Origin of the sequence: Pseudomonas sp. FP1154 (assembly GCF_030687245.1) — a bacterium.
GTDB classification, from domain to species: Bacteria; Pseudomonadota; Gammaproteobacteria; order Pseudomonadales; family Pseudomonadaceae; genus Aquipseudomonas; species Aquipseudomonas rhizophila.
The window spans coordinates 5,204,308-5,218,134 of sequence record NZ_CP117465.1; the positions used below are offsets into that span (position 1 = coordinate 5,204,308).

Annotated in this window: 14 protein-coding genes; 2 read left to right on the forward strand and 12 right to left on the reverse strand. The window is 62.2% G+C overall.

Features of this window, described 5'->3' with window-relative positions:
* The 12 genes from lipA to PSH91_RS23315 form a co-directional block, all read right to left on the reverse strand.
* A complete protein-coding gene (gene lipA / locus PSH91_RS23260; RefSeq protein ID WP_047229497.1) occupies positions 1-1,023 on the reverse strand; it encodes a lipoyl synthase in 1,023 nt (340 codons plus the stop codon).
* A gap of 1 nt (position 1,024) precedes the next feature.
* Positions 1,025-1,672, reverse strand: a complete 648-nt coding sequence (gene lipB / locus PSH91_RS23265) for a lipoyl(octanoyl) transferase LipB (protein ID WP_107321818.1) — start codon at positions 1,670-1,672, stop codon at positions 1,025-1,027.
* Complete coding sequence (locus PSH91_RS23270; RefSeq protein ID WP_047229495.1) at positions 1,672-1,947, reverse strand: DUF493 domain-containing protein; 276 nt, start codon at positions 1,945-1,947, stop codon at positions 1,672-1,674. The genes lipB and PSH91_RS23270 overlap by 1 nt, the downstream gene beginning before the upstream one ends.
* 81 nt (positions 1,948-2,028) lie before the next feature.
* Positions 2,029-3,186 carry a D-alanyl-D-alanine carboxypeptidase family protein gene (locus tag PSH91_RS23275; RefSeq protein WP_047229494.1) on the reverse strand — a complete coding sequence of 386 codons (1,158 nt, stop codon included), beginning with the start codon at positions 3,184-3,186 and terminating at the stop codon, positions 2,029-2,031.
* A gap of 170 nt (positions 3,187-3,356) precedes the next feature.
* Positions 3,357-4,382 carry a septal ring lytic transglycosylase RlpA family protein gene (locus PSH91_RS23280; protein WP_047229493.1) on the reverse strand — a complete coding sequence of 342 codons (1,026 nt, stop codon included), beginning with the start codon at positions 4,380-4,382 and terminating at the stop codon, positions 3,357-3,359.
* Positions 4,382-5,392, reverse strand: coding sequence for a lytic murein transglycosylase B (gene mltB, locus PSH91_RS23285; RefSeq protein ID WP_047229492.1), 1,011 nt, complete (start codon positions 5,390-5,392; stop codon positions 4,382-4,384). Before mltB ends, PSH91_RS23280 begins: the two co-directional genes overlap by 1 nt.
* Before the next feature lie 17 nt (positions 5,393-5,409).
* Positions 5,410-6,513, reverse strand: coding sequence for a rod shape-determining protein RodA (rodA, locus tag PSH91_RS23290; protein ID WP_047229517.1), 1,104 nt, complete (start codon positions 6,511-6,513; stop codon positions 5,410-5,412).
* A 31-nt stretch (positions 6,514-6,544) separates the two neighbouring features.
* On the reverse strand, positions 6,545-8,440 hold the full coding sequence (gene mrdA, locus PSH91_RS23295; RefSeq protein WP_047229491.1) for a penicillin-binding protein 2: 1,896 nt from the start codon (positions 8,438-8,440) through the stop codon (positions 6,545-6,547).
* 10 nt (positions 8,441-8,450) lie between these two features.
* Positions 8,451-8,918 carry a 23S rRNA (pseudouridine(1915)-N(3))-methyltransferase RlmH gene (gene rlmH / locus PSH91_RS23300; RefSeq protein ID WP_047229490.1) on the reverse strand — a complete coding sequence of 156 codons (468 nt, stop codon included), beginning with the start codon at positions 8,916-8,918 and terminating at the stop codon, positions 8,451-8,453.
* A 9-nt stretch (positions 8,919-8,927) separates the two neighbouring features.
* The gene (gene rsfS / locus PSH91_RS23305) at positions 8,928-9,422 is read right to left on the reverse strand and encodes a ribosome silencing factor (protein ID WP_014340379.1); all 495 of its coding nucleotides are present in this window, start codon (positions 9,420-9,422) and stop codon (positions 8,928-8,930) included.
* A 73-nt stretch (positions 9,423-9,495) separates the two neighbouring features.
* The gene (nadD, locus tag PSH91_RS23310) at positions 9,496-10,182 is read right to left on the reverse strand and encodes a nicotinate-nucleotide adenylyltransferase (RefSeq protein WP_047229489.1); all 687 of its coding nucleotides are present in this window, start codon (positions 10,180-10,182) and stop codon (positions 9,496-9,498) included.
* Between the two features lies 1 nt (position 10,183).
* Positions 10,184-11,455 carry a glutamate-5-semialdehyde dehydrogenase gene (locus PSH91_RS23315; RefSeq protein WP_047229488.1) on the reverse strand — a complete coding sequence of 424 codons (1,272 nt, stop codon included), beginning with the start codon at positions 11,453-11,455 and terminating at the stop codon, positions 10,184-10,186.
* Between the two features lie 186 nt (positions 11,456-11,641).
* On the opposite strand from PSH91_RS23315, the gene PSH91_RS23320 reads away from it, so the two are divergent.
* Positions 11,642-12,322: a DNA-3-methyladenine glycosylase gene (locus PSH91_RS23320; RefSeq protein WP_047229487.1), complete on the forward strand. Its 681-nt coding sequence runs from the start codon at positions 11,642-11,644 to the stop codon at positions 12,320-12,322.
* 157 nt (positions 12,323-12,479) lie between these two features.
* Positions 12,480-13,796 (forward strand): bifunctional DedA family/phosphatase PAP2 family protein, encoded by a 1,317-nt coding sequence (locus tag PSH91_RS23325; RefSeq protein ID WP_305466844.1) that lies wholly within the window; start codon positions 12,480-12,482, stop codon positions 13,794-13,796.
* Positions 13,797-13,827: the final 31 nt, after the last annotated feature.

Consider the following 13,827-nt stretch of genomic DNA (forward strand, 5'->3'; position numbering starts at 1 on the left):
TCAAGACCCGAGCAACTCAGCCTTAACCAACTTCGCCTGCTCATCCGCATGATACGAAGACCGCACCAACGGCCCGGAAGCAACGTTCTTGAAGCCCATCTTGTACCCTTCCTCAGCAAACCAGGCAAAGGTATCCGGGTGCACAAAACGCTGCACCGGCAGGTGACTACGCGAAGGCTGCAGATACTGACCCAGGGTCAGCATGTCGATGTCATGCTCACGCATGCGCTTCATGACCTCGATGACTTCTTCGTCAGTTTCCCCCAGGCCCAGCATCAAGCCGGATTTGGTCGGAATGTGCGGCATCATCTGCTTGAAACGTTGCAGCAAGGTCAGCGACCACTGGTAGTCCGAACCCGGACGCGCAGCCTTGTACAGGCGCGGTACGGTTTCCAGGTTGTGGTTGAAGACATCCGGCGGCTCGGCGGCGGTGATTTGCAGTGCAATGTCCATGCGACCGCGATAGTCCGGCACCAACGTCTCAAGCTGCACGTTCGGTGACAGCTTGCGGATTTCGCGGATGCAATCGGCAAAGTGCTGGGCACCACCGTCACGCAGGTCGTCGCGGTCCACCGAGGTGATGACCACGTACTTGAGTTTGAGGTCGGCAATGGCGATGGCCAGGCTTTCGGGTTCGTTCACGTCCAATGGCTTCGGCCGACCATGGCCGACGTCACAGAACGGGCAGCGACGGGTGCAGATGTCGCCCATGATCATGAACGTAGCGGTGCCGCCGGAGAAGCATTCCCCCAGGTTCGGGCAGGACGCTTCTTCACAGACGCTGTGCAGTTTGTGTTTACGCAGCAGCGCCTTGATGCGGTCGACTTCCGGCGAAACCGGGATGCGCACGCGGATCCAGTCAGGTTTCTTCGGCAGTTCGGTGGTCGGGATGATCTTGACCGGGATACGTGCAACTTTCTCGGCGCCGCGCAGCTTTACGCCGGCCTCGACCTTGGCACGCGGGGCCGGACGCTCGGTAACATCCAGCGTCGGGATCATGGTTTGCACAGCATCAGTAGTCATATCAGTCGATTCCGCCCGTGAGGGTCGTCTGCTCAGCGTAGTCGAGGTGTTTGACGAGCTGCGCGCGCAGCCGGGCACTTACCTCGGCAAATTCAATCGATCCTGTGTGATCGCACAGCTGGGTCATCGCCAGCCCTGCATAGCCACAGGGATTAATCCGTCGAAACGGCTCCATGTCCATGTCCACGTTCAACGCCAGGCCGTGAAACGAACAACCATGGCGGATGCGCAAACCCAGAGAGGCAATTTTCGCCCCGTCGACGTAGACACCCGGAGCATCCGGCTTGGCCGCTGCTGTCACGCCGTAGCTGGCCAGCAGTTCGATCAGGCAGGTCTCCATGCGGGTGACCAGCTCGCGCACGCCGAACCCCAGCTTGCGTACGTCCAGCAACAGATAGGCCACCAATTGACCGGGGCCATGGTAGGTCACCTGGCCACCGCGGTCGGTCTTCACCACCGGGATATTCCCCGGCAGCAACAGGTGTTCGGCCTTGCCGGCCTGGCCCTGGGTGAACACCGGCGGGTGTTGCACCAGCCAGACTTCGTCACCGGCGGTGGTGCCGCGGTCGTTGGTGAAGCGTTGCATGGCATGCCAGACCGGCTCGTAAGCCATCTGGCCCAGCTCGCGAAAGCCCAGCGTGCCCGGCATCACAACACCATGTGCACGAACCCGGTCGCTCGCAACTCGCTGTTGATGTCGTACAGCTGCTCCTGACCGGTGGCAATGATGTGCAACTGAATCGTCGTGTACTTGCCGTTGGTACTCTGGCGTTCGGCCAGGGTCTTGTGATCAACGGTGGCGTGTTTTTCAAGAATCGCGATGATCTTGTCCTTGAATCCCACACCGGTGTCGCCAATTACCTTGATCGGATAATCCTCGCAAGGAAACTCGATCTTTGGCGCCTTTACTTCTGAGTCTGTCATGGCGTAACGGCCTCGTAAGCCGTGATAACGCACATGGCCCCGCACCGGAAAGGAACGGGGCCATGCAGGTCAACACTTCAATCAGTTGAACAAGCCGTAGAAGAATAGACGGATGCTATCCCACATGCGGCGGAAGATACCACCTTCCTCGACCGCGTCCAGCGCAATCAGGTCGGCGCTGTGCACCACTTTGTCGTCCAGTTTGACTTCCACCTTGCCGATCACGTCGCCCTTGGCGATTGGCGCGATCATTTGCGGATTCATGGTCATGGTCGCGACCAGCTTTTTGAGCTGGCCTTTTGGCAGGGTCATGGTCAGGTCCTGAGCCAGACCGGCCTTCACCTGATTGGTGGTGCCTTTCCACACCTGGGCCTGGGCCAGTTCGGTGCCCTTCTGGTAGAAGGTCTGGGTTTCGAAGAAGCGGAAACCGTAGGTCAGAAGCTTCTGGGTTTCGGCGGCACGGGCCACTTCGCTGTTGGTGCCGAAAACGACGGCGATCAGGCGCATGCCGTCACGAACGGCCGAAGACACCATGCAATAGCCGGCCTCTTCGGTGTGGCCGGTCTTCAGGCCATCGACGGTCTTGTCGCGCCACAACAGCAGGTTGCGGTTAGGCTGCTTGATGTTGTTCCAGAAGAATTCCTTCTGGGAGTAGATGGCGTAGTGCGCCGGGTCTTCGTGAATGATCGCTCGCGCCAGAATCGCCATGTCGTGAGCCGAAGAGTAGTGCTCCGGGTTCGGCAAGCCGGTCGGGTTCATGAAGTGGCTGTTGGTCAGACCCAGGTCGCTGGCAGTCTTGTTCATCATGTCGGCGAACGCATCTTCGCTGCCGGCGATGTGCTCGGCCAGGGCGACGCTGGCGTCGTTGCCGGACTGGATGATGATGCCGTGCAGCAGGTCGCTGACGGTCACTTGCGAACCGACCTTGATGAACATCCGCGAACCGCCGGTGCGCCAGGCGTTTTCGCTGACGGTCACCGGATCGTTTTCACCGATCTGGCCACGACGGATTTCCAGGGTGGCGATGTAGGCGGTCATCAGTTTGGTCAGGCTGGCCGGTGGCAGGCGCTGGTCACCATTGCTCTCCACCAGGACCTCGCCGCTGCTGGCATCCATGAGCACAAAGGATTTGGCGGCCAGTTGAGGGGGTGCGGGCATCATCTCGACCGCGAACGCGGCAGGTGAGAGCAGCAGCGGGACTAGCAGGCAAAGGCGTTTGGCAAAGGTGGTGATGTTCATCCGTCTCTCGAAATCGCTAATGGAAACTGCCCGAAGGCAAAACTAAACAGGCAACCTTCTAACGGGTCGCCGCGTATTTAAGTTGCTCACTCACATCCCTTGCCGGGCTTTTGTTATTCGTAGAGCCAACAACCTGGCCCGCTCCAACCGCTAGCGGGCCTTCAATCAAATCATTCCGCGCTGACCAGGCTCGGCGAACCGAGATTGGCCAGGCGCACACTGTTCTGCACCTGCTGGACTTCATCCGGAGAACCGATCGGCCCCAGGCGTACCCGATGCAGTGTCTGCTGGTTGCGCACGATGGAGCTGATGAACACCGGTGCGCTGACCATCGAGCTGAGCTTGGATCTCAACAGTTCGGCAGCGTCCGGGTTGGCGAACGCGCCGACTTGCAGATACTGGCCAGACGCTGTTGCAGAAGCGTTTTTTTTTGCGTCGAGCGGCACGGGCACCACGGCGGCGGCATGTTGCTGCGGCGGCGGGGACCATTGCTCGACCGTACCGGTGGAAGCCGTCACGGTCGGCGCGGCATTTTGCGCCACTTTTGGCTCGTTGAGCATCAAAGGCGCCGGACGGCCTCGTTGGGCCCACCATTCCTGCGGATCGATGCCTTCGACCTTGACCCGCGCGGTGCCGGTTTCAGCGTAACCGAGTTTTTTTGCCGCCGCATACGACAGGTCGATGATGCGGTCGGAATAGAACGGCCCGCGGTCATTGACCCGCAGGATCACAGCCTTGTTGTTGTCCAGGTTGGTCACCCGCACATAGCTGGGCAGCGGCAAGGTCTTGTGGGCCGCGCTCATGCCATACAGGTCATAAACCTCGCCATTGGCGGTGTTCTGACCGTGGAACTTGGTGCCATACCAGGACGCCGTGCCCGAAGCGACGTAACGCTTGGATTCGGCCATCGGGAAATACGTCTTGCCCAGCACCGTGTACGGATTTGCCTTGTACGGGCCGGTGTGCAGGGTTGGCGTGGCGTCGGGAATGCGCGAAACATCCACGTCCCACCACGGCGCGCCGTCCTTGTGGGCCCGGTTGATGTCCAGGCCTGGCGTGGCGCGCACGGCAGTGGAGGTTTTCTGGGCCGGCGGGCGACTGGTGGAGCAACTGACGACCAGCAACGACAGCGCAGCCAGCGCTACCAGCTTCAGGGGTCCGGCTTTCAGGGGTTGATAGGTAGGCAATGCCTGCATTATTTGACGCCCCGTGCTTTGACCAGCTCTTCAGACAGCTGATGCACGGCCATGGCGTACATCACACTGCGGTTATAACGCGTAATCGCGTAGAAATTCTTCAGGCCCATCCAGTACTCAGGGCCTTGTTCGCCTTCCAGGCGAATCGCGGTGACTGGCATGTCGTCACGCAGCGCATCATGACTCGACCACCCCAGCGCCCGCAACTCCCCGACGGTCTTCGTCGGCTCGATGCCTGTGGTCAGGCCTTCGTCTACCTGGTCGCCACGCACGTCTGCACGGCTGACCACCGGCTCGCCAGGCTCCCAGCCGTGGCGCTTGAAGTAGCTGGCAACACTGCCGATGGCATCGGTCGGGTTGGTCCAGATATTAATGTGGCCATCGCCGTCGAAGTCCACCGCATAGGCGCGGAAACTGCTGGGCATGAACTGTGGCAAGCCCATGGCTCCGGCATAGGAGCCCTTGAGGGTCAACGGATCGACCTGTTCCTCACGAGCCAGCAGCAGGAACTCGCGCAGCTCCTTGCGGAAGAACTCGGCGCGCGGCGGATAATCGAAGCCCAGGGTCGACAGCGCATCGACCACCCGGAAATTCCCGGTATTACGACCAAAAAACGTCTCGACACCAATAATAGACACGATGACCTGCGCCGGCACGCCATACTCCTGCTCGGCGCGAGCCAGCACGGCCTCGTGCTGGCGCCAGAAGTCCACGCCCCGGGCGATGCGCGCCTCGGAGATGAACATCGGCCGATACTCGCTCCACTGCTTGACCCGCTCGGCGGGCCGGGAGATCGCGTCGAGAATCGACTGCTTGCGCTGGGCCTCGCGGAACACCCCCATCAGCTGTTCACCGGCAAAACCGTAGTCGCGGGTCATTTCACCGACGAATTCGGCCACTTGCGGCGAGCCTTCATATTCGCCGGCCAGGGCGTGCGACGCACCGCCCAGGAGGCCGAACAGGCCGACCCACGGCGCAAATCGCGTCGACCAGCCACGCATTGCTTGCATTGAACTCTTCACCTTATTCAAACCTGCGCGATCCACTTGCGATGGGTATGGATCGACATCAAAACCCCAAACGCTGACAGTAGCGTCACCAGCGAAGTTCCTCCGTAGCTAATGAATGGCAACGGCACCCCCACGACCGGCAACAGGCCACTGACCATACCGATATTGACGAAAACATAAACAAAAAACGTCATAGTCAGACTGCCCGCGAGCAATTTGCCGAACAATGTCTGGGCCTGGGCGGTAATCACCAGGCCACGGCCGATCAACAACAGGTAGATCAGCAGCAGCACGCAAATACCCACCAGACCGAACTCTTCGCCCAACACGGCGATGATGAAGTCGGTGTGGCTTTCCGGCAGAAAGTCCAGGTGCGACTGGGTACCCAGCAACCACCCTTTGCCGAACACACCGCCGGAGCCGATGGCGGCCTTGGACTGGATGATGTTCCAGCCGGTGCCCAGCGGATCGCTCTCCGGGTCGAGGAACGTCAGGACCCGCTGCTTCTGGTAGTCGTGCATCACGAAGTACCACATGGCCACGGACACCGGCACGGCGGCAGCGATCACGCTGAGGATCCAGCGCCAGCGCAACCCGCCCATGAACAGCACGAAGGCGCCGCCGGCCAGGATCAGCAACGAGGTGCCGAGATCGGGCTGGCGCACGATCAGGATAAACGGGACCCCAATCAGCAGCAGGCTGATGCCCACATGCTTGAGCTGTGGCGGCAAGGTGCGCTTGGACAGATACCAGGCGATGGTCGCCGGCATGATGATTTTCAGGAACTCGGAAGGCTGGAAGCGGATCACCCCAGGGATGTTGATCCAGCGTGTCGCCCCCATGGCGTTATGGCCCATGATGTCCACGATCACCAACAAGACCACGCCGCCCACATAGGCCAGTGGCACCCAGCGCGCCATGAACCGAGGCTCCAGTTGGGCGATAAAGATCATCGATACCAGGCCGATGCCGAATGAAGTGGCCTGCTTGGCCAGCAGGTCCCAATTCTTGCCGCTGGCCGAATACAGCACGAACAGGCTGCCGGCGGCCAGTGTCAGCAACAGGATCAACAACGGACCGTCGATGTGCATGCGCTGCAACAGAGTGGCGCGACGACGCATCACATCTTCGCTGGAGAGGATCCGGTCGAAATTATTCTTCACGGGCCGTAGCCTCCGCAGTGATGGGGCTTGCGTATTCGGGCTTGAGCTGGCCGTGTTCATCCAGCAGCCAGGCGTCCATGATCTGGCGCACCACCGGCGCGGCAACGCCGGAGCCGGACTCGCCGTTCTCGACCATCACCGACACGACGATCTTCGGGTTTTCGGCCGGTGCGAAACCAACGAACAAGGCGTGGTCGCGGTGGCGCTCCTGAACCTTGGAACGGTCGTACTTTTCGCCCTGCTTGATCGCGACCACCTGGGCCGTACCACTCTTGCCGGCAATCCGGTATTGCGCGCCGATGGCAGCCTTGCGCGCGGTGCCCCGGGCGCCGTGCATCACCTGCTGCATGCCGATATTGACCTTCTGCCAGTCCGACGGATTACGCAGGATGATGTCCGGCACCGGGTTGGGGTCCACGGGCTTCTGGCCTTCGATGGTCTTGGCCAGATGCGGGCGATACCACTTGCCTTTGCTCGCCACCAGGGCTGTGGCCTGGGCCAGTTGCAGCGGCGTCGCCTGCATGTAGCCCTGGCCGATCCCCAGGATCAACGTCTCACCCGGGAACCACGGCTGGCGGCGGGTCGCCCGCTTCCACTCGCGGGATGGCATCAGGCCCGGCGACTCTTCGAACATGTCCAGGGACACTTTCTGACCGAGACCGAACTTGCCCATGTAGGACGCCAGCCGGTCGATCCCCAGCTTGTGGGCCAGGTCATAGAAGTAGGTGTCGTTGGACCGCATGATCGCCGTTTCCAGATCCACGTACCCGTCGCCGGAGCGATTCCAGTTGCGGTACTTGTGGTCGTAGTTCGGCAGTTGGTAATAACCGGGGTCGTAGACCCGGCTGGAAGCGGTGATCACACCCGCGTCCAGCCCGGCAATGGCCACCGCCGGCTTGATGGTCGAACCCGGCGGATAGAGGCCGCGCAACACGCGGTTGAACAGTGGCCGATCGATGGAATCGCGCAACTCGGCGTAGGCCTTGAAACTGATGCCGGTGACGAACAGGTTCGGGTCGAAACTCGGCTGGCTGACCATCGCCAGGACCTCGCCGGTGTTCGGGTCCAGCGCCACGACAGCGCCGCGCCGGCCGCCCAACGCCGCTTCGGCGGCTTCCTGCAATTTGATGTCCAGGCTCAGGACGATGTCCTTGCCGGGGATCGGGTCGGTGCGCTTGAGCACCCGCAACACGCGGCCACGGGCATTGGTCTCGACTTCCTCGTAGCCCACCTGGCCGTGCAGCTCGGCCTCGTAGAAGCGTTCGATGCCGGTCTTGCCGATGTGGTGGGTACCGCTGTAATTGACCGGGTCGAGGTTCTTGAGCTCTTTTTCGTTGATCCGCCCCATGTAACCCACCGAATGGGCGAAGTGCGCGCCCTGGGGGTAGTGACGCACCAACTGCGCCACCACCTCAACGCCCGGCAGGCGGAACTGGTTCACAGCGATCAGGGCGATCTGCTCTTCGGTCAGCTCGAACAGGATCGGCACCGGCTCGAACGGGCGCCGGCCCTGGCGCATGCGCTTCTCGAAAATCGCCCGGTCCTCGGGGGTCAGTTGCAGCACTTCGACGATCACGTCGAGCACCTTCTGCCAATCCCCGGACCGCTCACGGGTCATGCTCAGGCTGAAGCTGGGCCGGTTATCGGCCACCACCACGCCGTTGCGGTCGAAAATCAACCCGCGAGTCGGCGGAATCGGCTGCACATGCACGCGATTGTTTTCCGACAGGGTCGAGTGGTACTCGTACTGAATCACCTGGAGGAAATACAGGCGCGCGATCAGCACACCAATCAGCGCCACGACCGCAATTGCACCAAACACGACGCGACCACGCACCAGGCGGGCGTCTTTTTCGTGGTCCTTGATGCGAATCGGCTGAGGCATGAGGGCAGGATTACTTGTGGTAAGGGTGCCCGGACAGGACTGTCCAGGCACGATACAACTGTTCGCCGATCAGAATCCGCACCAGCGGGTGCGGCAACGTCAAAGGCGACAACGACCAGCGTTGATCGGCCCGGGCACAGACTTCCGGTGCCAACCCTTCCGGGCCACCCACCATGAAGTTGACCGTGCGCGCGTCCAGCCGCCAGCGATCGAGCTCGACCGCCAGTTGCTCGGTGCTCCAAGGCTTGCCGTGCACTTCGAGCGTGACGATCCGCTCGTTCGGCCCGACCTTGGCCAACATGGCTTCGCCTTCCTGACGGATAAAGCGCGCCACATCAGCGTTCTTGCCGCGGGTGTTGAGCGGAATTTCCACCAGTTCCAGGGCCAGCTCGGAAGGAAGACGCTTGGCATATTCATGCCAGCCTTCTTCCACCCACTTGGGCATGCGGGAACCGACGGCGATCAGGCGCAGTCGCACAGCGATCCCTTATTGCTGGTCTTTGTTGAGCTTGGTGAAATGCTCATGGGTATTTTCCGGGCTGTGGTGCGCGGCGCTGGCCGAACGGCTTTGCTCGGCACCGGCCCACAGGCGCTCCAGGTCATAGAACTGGCGCGCCGAGGCGGTCATCATGTGCACGATGACGTCGTCCATATCCAGCAACACCCAGTCGCTGTCGCCCTTGCCTTCTTCACCCAGTGGCTTGACGCCCTGGGCCTTGACCGCTTCGCGAACCTTATCCAGCATCGCGCCGATCTGGCGGTTGGAGGTACCGGTGGCGATGATCATGTAGTCCGTGATGCTCTGCTTCTCGCGAACGTCGATCACCTGGATGTCCTGGGCCTTGACGTCTTCCAGGGCCGCCACGGCAACCTTGACCAGCTCTTCGCCGGCCAGTACCACGCCAGTATGAGCCTCTACGGGAAGCGGGGCGCTCTTGAATGTGCCCTTGCGCTTTACTTTGTTTACGTCTTTGTCAGTCATATAAAACTCGTTTTGCTCGTATGTTCGGGCGCTTCGCTACACGCATTCACGTGCCTTGAAGCGCGCCCTTTTTTCAGTTCGACGCACGGTACAGCCCGTGCGCATCGATGTAGGCCAGGACCGCGTCGGGCACCAGGAAACGTACCGACTTACCGCTGGCCAGCAGTTGACGGATCTGGGTGGCGGATACCGCGAGCGGCGTCTGCCAGACGAATGCAATCTGTCCGCTCGGCCCTTTCAGGGCCAGCGGGTCGCTCACCGAACGCGCCGCCAGCAGGTTGCGCAAGGCATCCGGCGGCTCGCTGTCGGCATCCGGGCGTTGCAACACCAGGATGTGGCAATGCTGGAGCAACTCTTCCCAGCGATGCCAAGTGGGCAGGCCGCAAAATGCGTCCCAGCCCAAAAGCAGAAAAACCTGGGCGTCGGCGGCCAGTTCGGCGCGCATCAGCTCCAGGGTATCAATGGTGTAGGACGGTTTGTCCCGCAGCAATTCGCGGGCGTCCACCACCAACGGCGCCACACCGGCCACCGCGCACTCGACCATCGCCAGACGGTCCTGGGCCGATACCTGCGGCGTATCCCGGTGAGGCGGCCTGGCGCTGGGCGTCAGGCGTAGCTCATCGAGGGCCAGGGCATCGGCGACTTCCAGCGCACCGCGCAAGTGGCCGATGTGCACTGGGTCGAACGTGCCGCCCAGGATACCGATGCGCTGGGGCGCAGTTGTCGTCGTCACTGCGGCTGACGGGTCAAGGTCGCCCAAGTCAGACCGGCTCCTGTCCGCGCAACTGGCCGTCACCGACCACGATGTACTTCTCGCAGGTCAAGCCTTCGAGGCCCACCGGGCCACGGGCGTGCAGCTTATCAGTAGAAATGCCGATCTCGGCACCCAATCCGTATTCGAAGCCGTCGGCGAAACAGGTCGGGGTGTTGATCATCACCGACGCCGAGTCCACTTCGGCCACGAAACGCCGGGTTTCGCCCTGGTGTTCGCTGACGATGGAGTCGGTGTGGTGGGAACCATGGCGATTGATGTGCTCGATGGCCTGGTCCAGCCCGTCGACCACGCGGATCGACAGGATCGGCGCCAGGTACTCGGTGTTCCAGTCTTCTTCGGTGGCCTCGGCCGCCTCAATGATTGCCCGGGTGCGTTGGCAACCGCGCAGCTCGACGCCTTTTTCGCGGAACTGGGCGGCCATCGCCGGCAGGAAGTCCTGGGCAACGGCCTGGTCCACCAGCAGGGTTTCCATCGCGCCGCAGATACCATAGCGGTAAGTCTTGGCGTTGAAGGCAATGCGCTGGGCCTTGGGCAACTCGGCGTGGGCACTGACGTAAACGTGGCAGATGCCGTCCAGGTGCTTGATCACCGGCACGCGGGCGTCGCGGCTGACTCGTTCGATCAGGCCCTTGCCGCCACGGGGCACGATGACGTCGACGAACTCGGGCATGGTGATCAGTGCGCCGACCGCGGCGCGGTCGGTGGTTTCCACCACTTGCACCACGGCCGCCGGCAGATCGGCTTCGGCCAGACCGCGCTGGATGCAGGCGGCAATCGCGCGGTTGGAATGAATGGCCTCGGAACCACCGCGCAGGATGGTCGCGTTACCCGACTTCAGGCACAGGCTCGCAGCATCGATGGTCACGTTCGGCCGCGACTCGTAGATGATGCCGACCACGCCCAGGGGCACGCGCATCTTGCCGACCTGGATACCCGACGGCCGATAGCTCATGTCCCGGATGGCCCCGACCGGGTCCGGCAGCGCCGCGACCTGGCGCAGACCGACGATCATGCCGTCGATGCGTGCCGGGGTCAGCGCCAGGCGTTCGAGCATGGCCGGCTCGAGGCCGTTGGCCCGGCCGGCGGCCAGGTCCAGCTCATTGGCGGCGGACAACTCGGCGCGAGCGGCGTCCAGCGCATTGGCGGCGGCCAGCAGGGCGCGGTTTTTCTGCGCGGTGCTGGCACGGCCGATGATGCGCGACGCCTGGCGAGCGGCGCGACCCAGGCGGGTCATGTAGTCAAGAACGGACTCAGTCATGGTCTGTGTGGTCTTGGCAAAGGGGAAAGCGGCAGATTATAGCTGTCGTATCCCTCGACTAACAGCGTGGACTCACAGTGGTGACCGGCGGAAGAGCAAAACCTGTGCAAATAGTCGCTGTTCAGCGCCGATTAAGCTTTCCATTGCTATCATCGCGCTTCCTTTGGCCTCCCTTCGTCTCACGCCATGACCGATTCGCCTCCACTGCCAAACGCCCTGCCCGACGGTTTTTTTGATCGCGATGCCCAAGTGCTCGCCCGGGACCTGCTGGGCAAAGTCATTCGCCACAAGGTCGGTGACCTGTGGCTCAGCGCGCGGATCATCGAAACCGAAGCCTATTACTTCGCTGAAAAGGGCAGCCACGCCTCGCTGGGCTACACGGAAAAACGTAAGGCTTTGTTTCTGGATGGCGGCCACATCTATATGTATTACGCCCGGGGTGGCGATTCGCTGAATTTCAGCGCCCATGGCCCTGGCAATGCGGTGCTGATCAAATCGGCATACCCGTGGGTCGATACTGTTTCCGGCCCGGCGAGCCTGGCGCAGATGCTGCTCAACAACCCCGACGCCCAAGGCCGCCCGCGCCCCTCGCAAAAGCTTTGCGCCGGCCAGACGTTGTTGTGCAAGGCCCTGGGGCTGAAAGTGCCGCAGTGGGATGCCAAACGCTTCGACCCGGAACGCTTGCTGGTGGAAGACGTGGGCGTGCCGACAGTCAATGTGATCCAGACTACCCGCCTGGGCATCCCACTGGGACGGGATGAACACCTGCTCTACCGCTTCGTCGACGCGGCCTACGCACCCTGGTGCACGCGGAACCCGCTGCGTCGCGGACAGGTCGAAGGGCGGGATTATTTTTTGCTTTCCTGAACGCCACACTGCCCAACCCTGTGGGAGCGAGCCTGCTCGCGATGGCGCCAGGTCAGTCGAATCAGAGGTTGGCTGATACACCGCTATCGCGAGCAGGCTCGCCCCCACAGTAAATAATGCATGCCGCTTAATGCTCAATGGAAATGGAGTTGTTTTTATGGGCCCATGGCTCGATAGCATCACTGGCTGGCTGACCGCCAACCCGCAATGGCTGGCGGCGGCGGTGTTTATCGTTGCGTGTGTAGAGTGCCTGGCCATCGCCGGGTTGCTCGTGCCGGGCACGGTGCTGTTGTTTGCGGTCGCGGTCCTGGCCGGCAGCGGCGCGTTGTCCCTGGGCGAGACTTTGCTGCTGGGCCTGCTGGGCGGTTTGCTGGGGGACTTGGTGTCGTATTTCCTGGGCAGGCATTTTCACCAGAACATCCGGCGCCTGCCGGGGCTGCGGCATCACCCCGAATGGATGAGCGCGGCGGAAAGCTATTTCCAGCGCTACGGCATCGCCAGCCTGCTGGTGGGGCGCTTCATTGGCCCGTTGCGGCCCATGTTGCCGATGGTGGCCGGGATGTTCGACATGCCCTTCCCGCGCTTCGCCGCCGTCAGCCTGTTGGCCGCCGCCGGCTGGAGCGTGGCGTACCTGCTGCCCGGCTGGGCCACTGGCGCAGCGATCCGCCTGCCGTTGCCCGAGGGTTTCTGGCCACAGGCCGGTGTCGTGATTGGCAGCATCGCGGTGATGATCGCGTTGAGCGTCAACAGCAGCCTGCGGCGCCATCGACATGCCTCAGCGCTGATCGCAGGTCTGGGCCTGGTGATCCTGATCGGACTGTTCATCGGCTTTCGCTACCTCACAGCTTTCGATCAGGGGCTGGTGGCGCTGGTCCAGGAACATCGCAGCCCGACACTGGACGAAATCGCCGTGACCTTCACGCTGATCGGCGAATTCCACTACATGCTGATTTTCAGCGCCCTGCTGACCGGGTTGCTATTGCTGGCGCGCCAATGGCGCCAGGCAATCTTTGCCGGGGCCACGATGCTGTTCACCGCATTGGCCAATACCGGCACCAAGCACTTTTTCGCCCGTGTACGCCCGGAAGTCCTGAGCGAGCCGCTGACCAGCTACAGCATGCCCAGCGGTCATGCCTCCGGCGCCTTTGCCCTGTTCCTGGCGCTGGCCATCCTGGCCGGTCGCGGGCAACCGCCACGCCTGCGCCTGACCTGGCTGTTGCTGGGCTGTTTGCCAGCGCTGGCCATTGCCCTGTCACGGGTGTACCTGGGCGCCCATTGGCCGAGCGACATCGTCGCCGGCGCCATGCTCGCCGCCTGTGTCTGCGCAGCGATGCTCTGGCTGAGCCAGCGCCAGACCCCGCTGCCAGCCATGCCGCCGAAAATCTGGTGGTTGATTCTGCCGGCGATGGTGGCGGCGTTCAGCTTCTTCGCACTGCGCCACCTGCCCAATGGGATGCTGCGGTATGCCTATTGAGGCCGGCAGCCAGCTATCGCGAGCAGGCTCG